This window comes from Streptomyces sp. NPDC020192 (genome assembly GCF_044388685.1).
GTDB lineage: Bacteria > Actinomycetota > Actinomycetes > Streptomycetales > Streptomycetaceae > Streptomyces.
In genome coordinates, this window is the sequence record NZ_JBIRXG010000001.1 from 345,137 (window position 1) to 361,001 (window position 15,865).

Annotated in this window: 14 protein-coding genes; 3 read left to right on the forward strand and 11 right to left on the reverse strand. The window is 70.3% G+C overall.

The genetic code is table 11. The features are described 5' to 3' along the window. Positions 1 to 20 precede the first annotated feature (20 nt). Both ACH47Z_RS01640 and ACH47Z_RS01645 read left to right on the forward strand, forming a co-directional pair. Entirely contained in the window at positions 21 to 833 is an 813-nt protein-coding gene (locus ACH47Z_RS01640) for a DsbA family protein (RefSeq protein WP_399069340.1), read from the forward strand. A gap of 94 nt (positions 834 to 927) precedes the next feature. Further along, positions 928 to 2,598, forward strand: a complete 1,671-nt coding sequence (locus ACH47Z_RS01645) for an alkaline phosphatase D family protein (protein WP_399069342.1) — start codon at positions 928 to 930, stop codon at positions 2,596 to 2,598. A gap of 22 nt (positions 2,599 to 2,620) precedes the next feature. On the opposite strand, the gene ACH47Z_RS01650 is transcribed toward ACH47Z_RS01645, so the two are convergent. The 7 genes from ACH47Z_RS01650 to ACH47Z_RS01680 all read right to left on the reverse strand — a co-directional run bounded on the left by ACH47Z_RS01650 (position 2,621) and on the right by ACH47Z_RS01680 (position 8,900). Then, positions 2,621 to 3,199 (reverse strand): dienelactone hydrolase family protein, encoded by a 579-nt coding sequence (locus tag ACH47Z_RS01650; protein ID WP_399069344.1) that lies wholly within the window; start codon positions 3,197 to 3,199, stop codon positions 2,621 to 2,623. A 35-nt stretch (positions 3,200 to 3,234) separates the two neighbouring features. Next, entirely contained in the window at positions 3,235 to 3,975 is a 741-nt protein-coding gene (locus ACH47Z_RS01655) for an SDR family NAD(P)-dependent oxidoreductase (protein ID WP_399069346.1), read from the reverse strand. Between the two features lie 106 nt (positions 3,976 to 4,081). After that, entirely contained in the window at positions 4,082 to 5,668 is a 1,587-nt protein-coding gene (locus tag ACH47Z_RS01660; protein WP_399069348.1) for a Na+/H+ antiporter, read from the reverse strand. Positions 5,669 to 5,763: 95 nt separating this feature from the next. Next, a complete protein-coding gene (locus tag ACH47Z_RS01665) occupies positions 5,764 to 6,234 on the reverse strand; it encodes a GNAT family N-acetyltransferase (protein ID WP_399069350.1) in 471 nt (156 codons plus the stop codon). Further along, the gene (locus ACH47Z_RS01670; RefSeq protein WP_399069353.1) at positions 6,231 to 7,175 is read right to left on the reverse strand and encodes an RluA family pseudouridine synthase; all 945 of its coding nucleotides are present in this window, start codon (positions 7,173 to 7,175) and stop codon (positions 6,231 to 6,233) included. Before ACH47Z_RS01670 ends, ACH47Z_RS01665 begins: the two co-directional genes overlap by 4 nt. Before the next feature lie 71 nt (positions 7,176 to 7,246). After that, on the reverse strand, positions 7,247 to 7,816 hold the full coding sequence (lspA, locus tag ACH47Z_RS01675) for a signal peptidase II (protein WP_399069355.1): 570 nt from the start codon (positions 7,814 to 7,816) through the stop codon (positions 7,247 to 7,249). A 67-nt stretch (positions 7,817 to 7,883) separates the two neighbouring features. Further along, the gene (locus tag ACH47Z_RS01680) at positions 7,884 to 8,900 is read right to left on the reverse strand and encodes a TraR/DksA family transcriptional regulator (protein ID WP_399069358.1); all 1,017 of its coding nucleotides are present in this window, start codon (positions 8,898 to 8,900) and stop codon (positions 7,884 to 7,886) included. A 542-nt stretch (positions 8,901 to 9,442) separates the two neighbouring features. Between ACH47Z_RS01680 and ileS the strand changes: the two genes are divergently transcribed. Then, a complete protein-coding gene (ileS, locus tag ACH47Z_RS01685; protein ID WP_399069361.1) occupies positions 9,443 to 12,586 on the forward strand; it encodes an isoleucine--tRNA ligase in 3,144 nt (1,047 codons plus the stop codon). 171 nt (positions 12,587 to 12,757) lie between these two features. Here the strand turns inward: ileS and ACH47Z_RS01690 are convergent, their stop codons facing one another. The 4 genes from ACH47Z_RS01690 to ACH47Z_RS01705 form a co-directional block, all read right to left on the reverse strand. Next, positions 12,758 to 13,972 carry a DivIVA domain-containing protein gene (locus ACH47Z_RS01690; RefSeq protein WP_399069363.1) on the reverse strand — a complete coding sequence of 405 codons (1,215 nt, stop codon included), beginning with the start codon at positions 13,970 to 13,972 and terminating at the stop codon, positions 12,758 to 12,760. Positions 13,973 to 14,027: 55 nt separating this feature from the next. Next, on the reverse strand, positions 14,028 to 14,315 hold the full coding sequence (locus ACH47Z_RS01695) for a YggT family protein (protein ID WP_225096692.1): 288 nt from the start codon (positions 14,313 to 14,315) through the stop codon (positions 14,028 to 14,030). A gap of 60 nt (positions 14,316 to 14,375) precedes the next feature. Next, positions 14,376 to 15,017, reverse strand: a complete 642-nt coding sequence (locus tag ACH47Z_RS01700; RefSeq protein ID WP_361251709.1) for a cell division protein SepF — start codon at positions 15,015 to 15,017, stop codon at positions 14,376 to 14,378. Positions 15,018 to 15,145: 128 nt separating this feature from the next. After that, complete coding sequence (locus tag ACH47Z_RS01705) at positions 15,146 to 15,865, reverse strand: YggS family pyridoxal phosphate-dependent enzyme (RefSeq protein ID WP_399069366.1); 720 nt, start codon at positions 15,863 to 15,865, stop codon at positions 15,146 to 15,148.

Sequence of the window (15,865 nt, forward strand, 5' to 3'; positions counted from 1 at the left end):
CCCACATGGAGATCACCAACATGAGCAAGCGGAACAGCCAGGCGTCGAAGACAGCGGCCCGCGAGCGGCTGCGCGAGGAGCGCGAGCGGCAGGCCAAGCGCGACAAGGCCAGGCGGCAGATCATCGTCGCCGCCTCGGTCGTGGCCGTGCTGGCCGCGGCCGGCGGCATCGGCTACGCCGTCGTCCAGGCCAACAAGCCGACCGGATGGGACGCCGCGAAGAACAAGCCGCTCGTGAAGCCGGCCAACACCACGGGCTCGGACGGCACGACCGTCGTCATCGGCAAGAGCACTGCCAAGAAGACCCTCACCATCTACGAGGACCCGCGCTGCCCGGTCTGCGCGCAGTTCGAGCAGACGGTCGGCACGACCGTGAAGAAGGACATCGACGACGGCAAGTTCCAGCTCCACTACGTCGGTGCCACCTTCCTCGACAAGAACCTGCCCGGTGTGGGTTCCAAGAACGGGCTCAGCGCCCTGGGCGCCGCGCTCAACGTCAGCCCCGAGGCGTTCCTCGAGTACAAGGCCGCGATGTACTCGGCGAAGTGGCACCCCGACGAGAACGACGACAAGTTCAAGGACGACGCCTATCTGATCAAGATCGCCGACACGGTGCCCGCCCTGAAGGGCAACGCGGCGTTCCAGAAGGCCGTGAAGGACGGCACCTACGACCGGTGGGCGCTGGAGGAGTCCAAGATCTTCGACAAGGACGGCATACAGGGCACGCCGACCCTGAAGATGGACGGCAAGACGCTGACGGGCACCGACGGCAAGAACCCGCCCATGTCGGTCGCCGACTTCAACACGGCCCTCGACGCGGCCCTCAAGCGCTGACAGCCCTGCGGAATCCGGCCTTCCCGTGAAGAGCGGGCGAACTTTGGGAGTTCGCCCGCTCTCGCGTTCGTACCGGCCAGTAACCTGACCGGTCGTGACCAGTCGACAAAGATCATTTTCGGCCTCCGAGCGCCTCACCTCCCTCTCGCCCCGCCGCCGTACGGTCGTCAAGGCCGCGGCGGCGTCCGTTGTACTGGCCGGCCCGTTCGCCGCCTCCCTTCCGGCACGCGCCGCCGACCAGGCCCCCGCCTTCCTGCACGGCGTCGCCTCCGGTGACCCGCTGCCCGACGGCATCCTGCTGTGGACCCGGGTGACCCCGACCCCCGACGCCGTACCCGGCTCCGGGGTGGGCCCGGACACCGAGGTGAGCTGGGTCGTCGCCAAGGACAAGGCGCTGACGGCCATCGTCGCCAAGGGGTCCGTCACCGCGACCGCCGCCTCCGACCACACCGTGAAGGCCGACATCCGCGGGCTGGAGCCGGCGACCGACTACTGGTTCCGCTTCTCGGCCGGCGGCACCGACTCCCCGGTGGCCCGCACCCGCACCGCCCCGGCGGCGGACGCGGCCGTTCCCGGCCTGCGCTTCGGCGTGGTCACCTGCGCCAACTGGGAGGCCGGCTACTTCACCGCCTACCGCCACCTCGCCGCCCGCAGCGACCTGGACGCGTGGCTGCACCTCGGCGACTACATCTACGAGTACAAGTCCGGCGAGTACGCGGCCCGCGGCACGGTCGTCCGCCCGCACGCACCCGCCCACGAGATCATCACGCTCACCGACTACCGGATCCGGCACGGCGAGTACAAGACCGACCCCGATCTGCAGGCCCTGCATCTGAAGGCGCCGGTCATCGCGATCTGGGACGACCACGAGTTCGCCGACAACGCCTGGTCGGGCGGCGCGGTCAACCACACCGAGGGCGCCGAGGGCACCTGGACCGCCCGCAAGGCGGCCGCCAAGCAGGCCTACTTCGAGTGGATGCCGGTCCGCCCCGCCGTCGAGGGCACCACCTACCGGCGGCTGCGCTTCGGCAAGCTCGCCGATCTGTCCCTGCTGGACCTGCGCTCCTTCCGCTCCCAGCAGGCGTCCGCGGGCAGCGGCTCGGTGGACGACCCGAACCGGACCATCACCGGCCGGGCCCAACTCGACTGGCTGAAGGCGGGGTTGAAGGCCTCCGACACCACGTGGCGGCTGGTCGGCAACTCGGTCATGATCGCCCCCTTCGTCATCGGCTCCCTCACCGCCGATCTCCTCAAGCCGCTCGCCAAGCTGCTCGGCCTGCCGCAGGACGGCATAGGCGTCAACACCGACCAGTGGGACGGCTACACCCACGACCGCCGCGAGCTCCTGGACCACCTGCGCGCGAACGCCATCGGCAACACCGTCTTCCTGACCGGTGACATCCACATGTCCTGGGCCAACGACGTGCCGGTGGACGCGGGCACCTATCCGCTGTCGCCGTCGGCGGCCACCGAGTTCGTGATCACCTCGGTGACCTCGGACAACCTCGACGACATCGTCAAGGTCCCCGAGGGCACGGTCTCCGCGGTCGCCACGCCGCTCATCGAGGCCGCCAACCGGCACGTCCACTGGGTCGACACCGACCGGCACGGCTACGGCGTCCTGGACATCACCGCCGGCCATGCGCAGATGGACTACTACGTCCTGTCCGACCGCACCGACCCGAACGCCACCGCCAGGTGGGAGCGTTCGTACCGCACCCGCAGCGGCACCCAGAAGGTCGAGCGCACCTACGACCCCGTGTAGGACGTACGCCCACGCGTGATCCCTACGCGTTCTCCAGGCTGTCGAGGAAGCCGAGCGCCACCCGCCAGGTGGCCTCGGCGGCCTCGGCGTCGTAGTCCGGCAGCCCGGGGTCGGTGTACAGGTGCCCGGCGCCCGCGTACCGGTAGATCTCCACGTCCGCGCCGGTGCGGCCCATCTGGAGATACCAGGCGCTCAGCCAGTCGTCCGTCTCGAACGGGTCCGGTTCGGCCACGTGCAGCTGCACCGGCAGCTCGTCCGCCTGCGCGTTGGGGGCGATGTCCGACGTGCCGTGCAGGAGCAGCAGCCCGCGCGCCTTGTCGTCGCCGAGAGCCAGGGTCTGGGCGATGGAGGCGCCGAGCGAGAAGCCCGCGTACACGAGCCCGCGCTCGGAGTACGGCGCCGCCGCCAGCACGGCCCGCTTCAGCAGCTCGTCCTTGCCGATCTCCTCCTTGTACCCCATGCCCTCCTCGACGGTGTCGAACGTGCGCCCCTCGAAGAGGTCCGGCGTCCACACCTCGTGGCCCGCCGCGCGCAGCCGGTCCGCGGCCTCGCGCACCGCGGGCCTGAGACCGTAGGTCGAATGAAAGAGCACGATGTTCATGAGGCCATGGTGCCAGCCGGTGCCGGTGCGCCGCGTCAGTGCCCGCGTTCCGCACCTCCGTTGACCTGGATCACCTGTGAGGTGACGTGCCCGGCGCCGGGCGAGGCCAGCCAGTGCAGGGTCGCCGCCACGTCTCCCGGTTCCCCGGCGCGTCCGGTCAGCGTGTCACCGATAAGCCGCGCCCGCCGGGTCTCGTCCATGGTGTCCCCGAAGAACCCGGTGTCCTCCACGTACCCCGGCGCGACCACGTTCACGGTGATGCCGCGCGGGCCCAGCTCCCGGGCCAGGTCGTGCGCGTACGGATGCAGCCCGGCCTTGGCCGCCGCGTAGGCGCCGCTGCCCGAGCCCCGGTAGGCGGCGATGGAGCTGATGAACAGCACCCGTCCGCCGGGCTCGGCGAGGCGGCTCTTCAGCGCCTCGGTGAGGAGCGCGGCCGTCAGGACGTTCTGTCTGAAGTTGACGGTCCAGTTGTGAGCCACCCGGTCCAGCGGGTCGTCGCTGCCGGACGGCGGCTCCAGCTGGCCGGCGCCGCCCGCGCTGTGCACGAGAACGTCGACCGTGCCCAGCTCGTCGGCCACGAACCGGGCCACCCGGCGGACCTGGTCGGGCTCGGCGAGGTCCGCCGCACAGGTGAGCGCCCCGGGCACCCCGGCCTTCTCCAGCACCTCGGCCCGCCGCCCGAGCAGCAGCACCTGGTCCCCGTCCGCCGCGAACGCCTGAGCGGTCGCCAGCCCGATGCCCGTACCACCACCACTGATCACGATGTTGCGCGTCATGATCCGAGAGTAGGCACGGACCGCCGAACGGTGCGGGAGTTTTCCACAGGCACCACACATTCGTACGACGATCAGCCCGCCCCCGCACGTCAGCACCGGCGCCCGCTCACCGCAGGCTCCGTACGTCCAGATGCCGCAGCACCCGGTCCACGATCTCCGGATCCGCCCCCGGCTCGCTGCGCGCCGCCAGCACCTCGTGCCGGGCCGCGCTCATCATCTCGTTCTGGATGCGCCGGACGCGTCTGAGCCGCTTGGCCCGCTGGTGCTGCGCCTCCCGCCGCTCCTCCTCGCCCATGTCCGGGCTGATCCGGATGCCGATGTCGAAGGCGCGCCGCAGCATCTGCTCCGCCAGGTCCTCGGGCAGGTCCTCCACCTGCTCGATCTCCCGAAGCCTGCTCTTCGCCGCCTTCGCCGCGCGCACCGCCAGCTCCTTCTCGAACTCCTTCTCCCGCTCGGAGTCGGCCCGCACCCCGAGCCGCTTCACCAGCCACGGCAGGGTGAGCCCCTGGAGCACCAGCGTGACGATGATGACCCCGAAGGCGATGAAGATGATCTCGTCCCGGTCCGGGAAGGGGGAGCCGTCGTCGGTCTTCAGCGGGACGGCCAGCGCCAGCGCCACCGAGGCCACCCCGCGCATTCCGGACCACCACATCACGACGGTCTCCCGCCAGCTGACCGGGATCTCCTCGTCGTAGTCCCGCCGCGCGTGCAGCCGCTTGGTCAGCCAGGTCGCGGGCAGCAGCCACAGCAGCCGGACGACGATCACCACGCCCACGACGGCGGCGGCCCAGCCGAGCAGCTCACCCCAGCGGCCCTGGGCCGTGCGGATGGCGTTGTGCAGCTCCAGACCGATGAGCCCGAAGGCGACCCCCGTGACGAGGGTGTCGATGATGTCCCAGAAGGTGTGCCCGGCCAGCCGGGTCATCACGTCGTCGGCGTCGGTGGCGTACTCGGCGAGGAAGAGCGCCGTGGTGAGCACCGCGAGCACCCCGGAGCCGTGCAGCTTCTCCGCGAGCACGTAGGAGGCGTACGGCACGAGCAGCGTCATGCCGATCTGCAGGGTCGGATCACCCAGCAGGTCCATCAGCCTGTTGGCGCCCCAGCCGAGCACCAGACCCACGAGCACCGCGACGACGGCGGACAGCACGAAGTCCAGGCCGGCCCGCCACGCCGAGAAGCTGCCGCTCACCGCCGCGGCGATCGCCACGTGGTACAGCACGATGGCCGTGACGTCGTTGAAGAGCCCCTCGCCCTCCAGGATCGACACCAGGCGGCGCGGCAGCCCCAGTTGTCCGGCGACGCTGGTCGCGGCGACCGGGTCGGGCGGGGCGATCAGCGCGCCGAGGGCGACGGCGGCGGCGATCGGCAGCCCGGGCACGATCGCGTTGGCGACGAACGCCACGCACACCGTCGTCACGAAGACCAGGGCGACGGCCAGCAGGAAGATCGGCCGGATGTTGGCCGCGAACTGCCGCCAGGAGGTGCGGCGCACGGCGGCATAGAGCAGCGGTGGCAGCAGCCCGGGCAGGATCAGCTCGGGCGGAATGGTCACGTTGGGCACGAAGGCGGCCACCGCGAGGAGCCCGCCGAACAGCGTCATCAGCACCGGCGCCGGCACCCCGAACCGGTCCCCCACCGGAACGCTCACCAGGGCCCCGAGCAGCAGGATGAACAGCAGGGCCAACTGATCCACGGCCGGCGCTCCGGGGGTCGACGATCACACGTCAGACCTCAAGCCTGCCATCCGCCCGCCGGGAGCGCGCGCCGCTGCCGGGCGCGGCTCGAGGCCTACAGGGTGCGGCGCATCGCCCGGTGCGGTATCCCGGCGTCCGGGAACTCCGGGCCGTACGCCGCGTATCCGAGGCGCTCGTAGAAGCCCAGCGCATGGGTCTGCGCGTGCAGGTCGACCGCGGTGAGGCCACGCGCGCGTGCCGCGTCCTCGATCGCCCGGACCAGGGCCACGCCGACGCCGAGTCCGCGCGCCGCCCGGGCGACGGCGAGCCGCCCCAGGGAGCCCACCGAGGCGTCCGCGCCGGTCTTCGCCACGGCCGCCGCGCCGTGCAGCAGTCGGCCGGTGCCGAGCGGCACGCCGTCCTCGCGGACCGCCAGCACATGCACGGCTCCCGCGTCGTAGGTGTCGTACTCGATGTCCTCGGCGACGCCCTGCTCGCGGACGAAGACCTCCTTGCGGACCGCGAAGCAGGCCTCGCGGTCGGCGGGGTCCTCGGCGACCCGCAGGGTGTACGGCGTCGCGCTCACGCGTATGTCTCCTCACGGACCTGGTCGAGGGCCGCCTGCAGGTCCTCGGGGTAGTCGCTCGCGAACTCGACCCACTGCCCGTCCGCGGGGTGCTCGAAGCCGAGCCGCACGGCGTGCAGCCACTGGCGGGTCAGGCGCAGCCGCTTGGCGAGGGTCGGGTCGGCGCCGTAGGTGAGGTCGCCGACGCAGGGGTGGCGGTGGGCGGCCATGTGGACGCGGATCTGGTGGGTGCGGCCCGTCTCCAGCTTCACGTCCAGCAGCGAGGCGGCGCGGAACGCCTCGATGAGGTCGTAGTGGGTCACGGAGGGCTTGCCGTCGGCCGTGACCGCCCACTTGTAGTCGTGGTTCGGGTGGCGGCCGATCGGGGCGTCGATCGTGCCGCTCGTCGGGTCCGGGTGGCCCTGGACCAGCGTGTGGTAGCGCTTGTCGACCGTGCGCTCCTTGAACTGGCGCTTGAGCGAGGTGTACGCCCGCTCCGACTTGGCGACCACCATCAGGCCCGAGGTGCCGACGTCCAGGCGGTGCACGATGCCCTGGCGCTCGGCGGCGCCGGAGGTGGAGATTCGGTAGCCGGCGGCGGCGAGGCCGCCGATGACGGTGGGGCCGCTCCAGCCCGGCGACGGGTGCGCGGCCACGCCGACCGGCTTGACGATCACGACCACGTCCTCGTCGTCGTGGATGATCTCCATGCCCTCGACGGGCTCGGCGACCACCTGCACCGGCGAGGGCGCCTGCGGCATCTCGACCTCGAGCCAGGCGCCGCCGCTCACCCGCTCGGACTTGCCGACCACCGCGCCGTCGACCTGGACCTTGCCGGCCGCGGCCAGCTCGGCCGCCTTCGTGCGGGAGAAGCCGAACATGCGGGAGATGGCGGCGTCGACGCGCTCGCCCTCCAGACCGTCGGGCACGGGCAGGGTACGGATCTCGGGAATCGTGCTCACCCGTCGAGTATGCCGGACGGCCCGGACGCCCCCGCACGTGCCTGTGGATAACTCCCCGCCGACGCGAGTCGTCAGTCCTTGTGGACCGTGCCGTCCGGGTCCAGCCCGCGGAAGGACAGCAGCACGATCAGGATGCCGCCGCACACGATCGCCGAGTCGGCGAGGTTGAACACCGCGAAGCCCTTGGGCGCGATGAAGTCCACGACCTGGCCCTCGAAGATCCCGGGCGACCGGAAGATCCGGTCGGTCAGGTTGCCGAGGGCGCCGCCGAGCAGCAGGCCGAGGGCGACCGCCCAGGGGAAGCTGTATAGCTTGCGGGCCAGGCGGATGATCACCACGATCACCGCCGCGGCGATCAGCGTGAAGATCACCGTGAACGCGCCGCCGAAGCCGAAGGCGGCACCGGGGTTGCGGATGGCGTGCAGCTCCAGCAGGTCCCCGACGAGCCTGATCGGCTCGCGGCCCTCCAGCCTGGCGACCACGAGCGTCTTGCTGATCAGATCGAGGGCGTACGCGAACGCGGCCACCGCGAACAGCACGGCGATCCGGCGCCCGCGGCCGTTCCGCTGCGCCGGGGTCCGCTGCTCGCCGCTGTCGTCCGGGGTGTCCGGCGTACCGATGACGCGCTCCGCCTCTGCCACGTGAGTCCCTCAACCTAGGTGCCTGACTGAGGACGAGACTACGGCACGCCCGCCCGGCCCCTCACGCTCAGGAGCGACGTTCCTGCTTCTGCTTGCACTCCACGCACAGGGTGGCCCGCGGGAAGGCCTGCATCCGGGCCTTGCCGATGGGATTGCCGCAGTTCTCGCACAGGCCGTACGTGCCCGCGTCCAGCCGTTCCAGGGCGCGCTCGGTCTGGATCAGCGTCTCGCGCGCGTTGGCGGCCAGCGCCATCTCGTGCTCGCGCGTGATGTTCTTGGCACCGGTGTCGGCCTGGTCGTCGCCCGCGCCGTCACCGGAGTCCCGCATCAGCCCCACGAGGGACGCCTCTGCGGAGCTGATCTCGGTGCTCAGCCGCTCCACCTCGGACAGCAGCTCGGCACGGGCCTCCGCGACCTCTTCCGGGGTCCAGGGGTCCTCTCCGGGACGCACCGCCAGCTCGCCGGGGTCCGCCGCGGCGATCCGTGCCTTGGGAACGGCGGTCTGTGCGGCCGTGGCCGTGCCAGGAGTCTTCTTCGCAACCACTGTCGTGGCTCCCGTCTGCTTCGCGGCCCGCGCCGCGCCCGCTTTCTTGGCCGTGCTCTTGCCGGCCGCCTCCGCAGAGGCGTCCGCGGCGGCCGTCTTCCCGGCGCCGGCCTTCTTCGCCGCCGGCTCCTTGACGGCCGCCTTCTCCACCGCCACCCCCTTCGCCACCGCCTTGTTCCCGACGGCCTTCGCGGCCGCCGTCTTCCTGGCCGCCGGCTTCTTGGCGTCCACCTGGGCCACCGGCTTCTTCGCGGCCGTCTTCCCGGCCGGCACCGTGTCCTGGACGGCCTTCTTGGCCGGGGCCTTCTTCGCGGCCGTCTTCGTCACGGCCGGCTTCTTCGCAGCCGTTCCCGTCGCGGCCGTCTTCTTGGTGGCCGTCTTCTTCGCAGTCGTCTTCTGGGCGGCCGCGCCTGTGGCCCGGCCGGTCGCCGGCTGCTCTACGGCGGTCTTTTTCGCCACCATGGCCGCGGCCCCTTCACATATTGTGATCTTGCTCGCGAATCGTGCTGGGACGATAAATCGACTTGAGTCCCGCGGCAACGGGGCACACCGCCCGATTCGCCCGCCCGCACCCCCCGAGCAGCGGGCCTGCATCGGTTGTGCCCAGCTCCCCGCCGGGTAATCCGCCCCGGCGAGCCCTGCCGGACACGCGCGCATGTCCCCTCGCCATTCGGGTCATCCCACCCTGCCACCAGCCGCACGGCCCCGCCCCACGGAAATCGGGTGCGGGGAAAACCGGTCGGCCACTGTCCGCGCGGCGCCGTACACTGGGCGGAGCGAGAAGCGTGGATGGGGACGAGTAGCGGCGTACGCAGCCCAGAGCGACCCGGGGACGGTGTGAGCCCGGGGGCGAGCGCGACGTGAAGATCACCCCGGAGCCGCCGGAAGAAAGCCGCAGCCACCAGGCCAGGGCGAGTAGAACCGGCTTCGCGACCCCAATGAGGGGGCTCACCGGAGCACAGGGCGCACCGGAGGGCCAAGGAGGGTGGTACCGCGGGAGCGCGCCGCACACGGCGTAGACAGGATCGAAGGCTCTCGTCCCTCCGACGGAAGACAGCAAGTCCGTTGGAGGATGCTCGCAGATGACAGCGCCGACGTACCGCCAGGTGCCCGCACAGGTCGACCTGCCCGCTCTTGAGCACGCCGTGCTCGACTTCTGGCGCGAGCAGAAGATCTTCGCCAAGAGCCTGGAGCAGTCCGAGGGCCGCCCGGAGTGGGTGTTCTACGAGGGCCCGCCCACCGCGAACGGCATGCCCGGCGCCCACCACATCGAGGCGCGTGTCTTCAAGGACGTCTTCCCCCGCTTCCGTACCATGCGCGGCTACCACGTGGCCCGCAAGGCCGGTTGGGACTGCCACGGCCTGCCCGTGGAGCTGACCGTCGAGAAGGAGCTGGGCTTCTCCGGCAAGCAGGACATCGAGGCGTACGGCATCGCCGCCTTCAACGCCAAGTGCCGCGAGTCCGTGCTCCGCCACACCGACGCGTTCGAAGAGCTGACGACCCGCATGGGCTACTGGGTCGACCTCAACGACGCGTACGTCACGATGGACCCCGAGTACATCGAGTCGGTCTGGTGGTCGCTGAAGGAGATCTTCGACAAGGGCCTGCTGGTCCAGGACCACCGCGTCGCCCCCTGGTGCCCGCGCTGCGGCACCGGCCTGTCCGACCACGAGCTGGCGCAGGGCTACGAGACGGTCGTCGACCCGTCCGTCTACGTCCGTTTCCCGCTCACCTCCGGTCCGCTCGCCGGCGAGGCCGCGCTCCTGGTGTGGACGACGACCCCCTGGACCCTGGTGTCCAACACGGCGGTCGCCGCGCACCCGGAGGTCACCTACGTCGTCGCGACCAACGGCGAGGAGAAGCTCGTCGTCGCCGAGCAGCTCGTCGCCAAGGCGCTCGGCGAGGGCTGGGAGAGCACGGGCCAGACCTTCACCGGCGCCGAGATGGAGCGCTGGACGTATCAACGTCCGTTCGAGCTCGTGGAGTTCCCGGAGCCGGCCCACTTCGTGGTCAACGCCGACTACGTCACCACCGAGGACGGTACGGGTCTGGTCCACCAGTCCCCCGCCTTCGGTGAGGACGACCTCAAGGTCTGCCGCGCCTACGGTCTGCCCGTCGTGAACCCGGTCCGCCCGGACGGCACCTTCGAGGAGGACGTGCCGCTGGTCGGCGGTGTCTTCTTCAAGAAGGCCGACGAAAAGCTCACCGAGGACCTCCAGCAGCGCGGCCTGCTCTTCCGGCACGTCGCGTACGAGCACAGCTACCCGCACTGCTGGCGCTGCCACACCGCGCTCCTGTACTACGCGCAGCCCTCCTGGTACATCCGCACGACGGCGATCAAGGACCGCCTCATCCAGGAGAACGAGAAGACCAACTGGTTCCCGGACACGGTCAAGCATGGCCGGTACGGCGACTGGCTGAACAACAACATCGACTGGGCGCTGTCCCGCAACCGCTACTGGGGCACCCCGCTGCCGGTCTGGCGCTGCGAGGACGGCCACCTCACCTGCGTCGGCTCGCGCGCGGAGCTGACCGAGCTGTCCGGCACCGACCAGTCGAACCTGGACCCGCACCGGCCGTACATCGACGAGGTCACCTTCGCCTGCCCGCACGAGGGCTGCGGAAAGACGGCCACGCGCGTGCCGGAGGTCATCGACGCCTGGTACGACTCGGGTTCGATGCCGTTCGCGCAGTGGGGCTACCCGTACAAGAACAAGGAGCTGTTCGAGAGCCGGTACCCGGCGCAGTTCATCTCCGAGGCGATCGACCAGACCCGTGGCTGGTTCTACACGCTGATGGCCGTCGGCACGCTCGTCTTCGACAAGTCGTCGTACGAAAACGTCGTCTGCCTGGGCCACATCCTGGCCGAGGACGGCCGCAAGATGTCCAAGCACCTGGGCAACATCCTGCAGCCGATCCCGCTGATGGACGCCAACGGCGCGGACGCGGTGCGCTGGTTCATGGCGGCCGGCGGCTCCCCGTGGGCGGCGCGCCGGGTCGGTCACGGCACCATCCAGGAGGTCGTCCGCAAGACCCTGCTGACGTACTGGAACACGGTCGCCTTCCAGGCGCTGTACGCCCGTACGTCGCAGTGGGCACCGAGCGCGGCGGACCCGGCCCCGGCCGAGCGCCCGCTGATCGACCGCTGGCTGCTGTCCGAGCTGCACGCCCTCACCGACCAGGTGACCCAGGCGATGGAGGCGTACGACACCCAGCGCGCCGGCAAGCTGCTGTCCGCGTTCGTCGACGACCTGTCCAACTGGTACGTGCGCCGCTCGCGCCGCCGGTTCTGGCAGGGCGACAAGGCAGCGCTGCGCACGCTGCACGAGGTGCTGGAGACCGTCACCAAGCTGATGGCGCCGATCACCCCGTTCATCACCGAGCGGGTGTGGCAGGACCTGATCGTGCCGGTGACCCCGGGCGCCCCGGAGTCCGTGCACCTGGCGGCCTGGCCGCAGGCGGACCTGTCCGCGATCGACCCGGAGCTGTCGAAGCAGATGGTCCTGGTCCGCCGGCTGGTGGAGCTGGGCCGTGCCACGCGCGCGGAGTCGGGCGTCAAGACGCGTCAGCCGCTGTCCCGCGCGCTGATCGCGGCGACCGGCTTCGAGGCGCTGGACCCGGAACTGCACACCCAGATCACGGAGGAGCTGAACGTCACCTCGCTGGCCTCGCTCTCCGATGTGGGCGGCTCACTGGTGGACACCACCGCGAAGGCCAACTTCCGGGCGCTGGGCAAGCGGTTCGGCAAGCGGGTGCAGGACGTGGCCAAGGCGATCGCGAACGCCGACGCCGCCGCGCTGTCGCTGGCGCTGCGTGCGGGGACGGCCTCGGTGGACGTCGACGGCGAGACGGTCACGCTGGCCCCGGACGAGGTGATCATCACCGAGACCCCGCGCGAGGGCTGGTCGGTGGCGTCCGACTCCGGTGCCACGGTGGCGCTGGACCTGGAGATCACCGAGGAGCTGCGGCAGGCCGGCCTGGCCCGCGACGCGATCCGGCTGATCCAGGAGGCCCGCAAGAACAGTGGGCTGGATGTGGCCGACCGGATCGCTCTGCGGTGGGTGTCGACGGATGCCGCGGTGATCGCGGCCCTGACCGAGCACTCCGGACTGATCGCGGAAGAGGTCCTGGCGACCGGCTTCGGCCAGGGTGAGGCGGACGAGACGTACGGCGAGCCGTTCACGGACGAGGGTCTGTCCCTGACGTTCCGGCTGCGCAAGGCGTAAGCGAAAGCCCGTTGAGAAGGGCCCGGTCTCCGGCTTGGAGGCCGGGCCCTTCCGACAAGTGCACTCGTGTCTCAACCCGCGTAAAAAGGGCGGGGCCCCGGACCGAAGTCCAGGGCCCCGCCCTTTGAACGCTGCCGACGCCTACGGCGTACTACTCACCGTGCCCGGTGCTCAGTTGTCGTCCTCGTCGATCAGGAACCCACGCATCGGCGAGGGTGCCTGGCCCATCGGGGACGGGCCCTGCGGGCGGACCGGAGCCATGGGCTGGGTCATGGCCGGGGTCATCTGCTGCTGGCCGCCGTAGGACGGGGCGGACGGAGCGGGGGCGCCGCCCATCGTCTGGTTGCCGCCGTAGGACGGGGCGCTCGCGCCGGCCGGGGCCATGGAGGGCGCCGGGGACGGCGGCAGCGACGGGGCGGACGGGGTCCGCGGCGGAGCCAGGGAGTCGTCGGCCTGGGTCTCCAGCTGGCGCAGCTGGGACTCGAGGTACGACTTCAGGCGCGTGCGGTACTCGCGCTCGAAGCCGCGCAGGTCCTCGACCTTGCGCTCCAGCGTGGCGCGGGCGGACTCCAGGGAGCCCATCGCGACGCGGTGCTTCTCCTGCGCGTCCCGCTCCAGGGCGTCGGCCTTGGCACGGGCGTCACGCTCCAGACCCTCGGCGCGGCTGCGGGCCTCACCGACGATCTTGTTGGCCTCGGAACGGGCCTCGGCGATCGCCTGGTCGGCGGTCTGCTGGGCCAGCGAGAGGACACGGGCGGCGCTGTCGCCACCAGGGCCCTGACCGGGGCCGCCCATCGGACCGCCCATGGGGCCACCCATCGGACCGCCCATCTGCTGCTGCATGGGCGGCTGACCACCCATCTGGCCCTGACCCATGGGGCCCTGACCCATCTGGCCCTGACCCATGGGGCCCTGACCCATCTGGCCCTGACCCATGGGGCCTTGACCCATCGGACCCTGGCCCATCGGGCCGGGACCCTGCGGGCCGCCCTGGCCACCGGGGCCGGCGGGCAGCTGCGGGGCACCGCTCGGCAGCTGGGGCGGGCCACCCATGGGGCCGCCCATCTGCTGCTGCGGCGGGCCCGATATGCCGGCGGGCACCGGCGCGCCAGGTCCTCGCATCCCCTGCTGAGGCATGCCCTGCTGCTGCGGATGCTGCTGCTGGTCCTGCTCCGGCGGACCCTTGCGCATGTTCTGCTGGTTCTGCGCGGCCGCACGGGTCGCCGCGGCCAGCTTGGCGCGCAGGTCCTCGTTCTCGCGGAGCAGACGGGTCAGTTCGGCTTCGACCTCGTCGAGGAAGGCATCGACCTCGTCCTCGTCATAGCCTTCTCGGAGGCGGACGGTCGTGAACTGCTTGTTCCGCACGTCCTCGGGGGTCAACGGCATCTCTTCACCTCAGCGTAGTCATCGGCAGTCGGCAAGACCGTATCGTCCACCCTCATTACACGAAGCTCCCCGTGATGGAGATGAGGATGTAGACGATGATCATCAGTACGAAGAAGGACAGGTCGAGCGCCACGCCCCCGAGACGCAGCGGCGGGATGAACCGCCGCAGAAGCTTCAGCGGTGGATCGGTGACAGTGTAGGTGGCCTCCAGTACGACCACCATCGCCTTGCCGGGTTGCCACGAGCGGGCGAACTGGAACACGTAGTCCATGACGAGCCGGAAGATGAGCACGGCAAGGAACAGCAATAGCGCGATGTGGACCACCTGTGCGAACACGCTCATGGCCTGCGCTTCCCTCTCCCCTGTTCCGTGCTCTTCCGAACGTCGATCCTGTTGTACGTCTCAGCTCTGGTTGAAGAACCCGCCCTCTGCGATGCGGGCCTTGTCCTCCGCCGTGACATCGACGTTAGCAGGAGACAACAGGAACACCTTCTGCGTCACCCGCTCGATGCTGCCGTGAAGACCAAACACCAAACCGGCCGCAAAGTCGACAAGTCGCTTCGCGTCTGTGTCGTCCATCTCAGTCAGATTCATGATCACCGGGGTGCCCTCACGGAAGTGTTCCCCGATGGTACGGGCCTCGTTGTAGGTCCGCGGGTGAAGCGTGGTGATCCGGTAAGGCTCTCGTTCCGACACGACCTTGGGCATGATCACCGGTGCGTTCTTCTCCAGGGACTGACGTTCTTGTGTGATGGATGCCACGGGCGCGATGCGCGCCGGACGTCCGGATTCCGCGGCGAGTGACGTCGAACGGGCCACCGGCTCGCGAGGCGCGGGCGGTTGGACGATTCGCACCTCTTCGTCCCTTTGGGACTGATGTGCACTGTGCGGCTGATGTGACGATTCATGCCGTCGGTGGTCCCGCTCGGGCTCCGGGTCCAACTCGGGCTCGAAGTCGTCGTCAGGGTCGAATCCGCGGCCGTCGTACCCATCGTCCTCCACGAGGCCGAGGTAGACCGCCATCTTGCGCATCGCGCCGGCCATGCTCTGAGTCCTCCGCTCTGTGGTGGATCGACTGACGACTGCCAAGTGCCCGCGATCCACGCGGTCGTTGTGCTCGCCTTCGCGGGCATTGACCATATTTTCTGCTGTGGTCCGACTTCCTGGCGACGTTACCCGAGCCTGGGGCGGACTCCGAGTACCGCGGTGCCGACGCGCACATGTGTCGCCCCGGCCGCCACGGCCTGTTCGAGGTCCGCACTCATCCCTGCCGACACCATGGTTGCAGCCGGATGGGCTCGGCGCAGGTCAGTCGACAAATCCATGAGCCGCCCGAACGCCGCCTGTTCGCGTCCCGCGTACTCCCCGGTGAGCGGGGCGACGGTCATCAGCCCGTCGAGCCGCAGTCCGGGCGCGTCCGCGACGAGGGCGGCCAACTCTTCGATTCCGCCCGGGCCGACGCCTCCACGCTCGCCCCGGCCGCTCACGCCCGCGTCGAGCGCGACCTGGATCAGACAGCCCACCTCGCGCCCCGCCCGCACCGCCTCCGTCGACAGAGCCGTGACGAGCCGGGAACGGTCGACCGACTGCACGACATCGGCGTAACCGACCACGGAACGCACCTTGTTGGTCTGCAACTGACCGACAAAATGCCACTTAAGAGGCAGATCCGTACACGCGGCCGCCTTCGGGGCCGCGTCCTGGTCGCGGTTCTCGGCGACATGACGCACACCGAGTTCCGACAGGATCCGCACATCGCTCGCCGGGTAGGTCTTGGTGACCACGATCAGGGTCACCTCCTCCCGCTCGCGCCCGGCCGCGACGCACGCGGCCGTGATGCGCTGCTCCACTTGCGCCAGATTTGCTGCGAGTTCGGTCTTACGGTCCGTCAT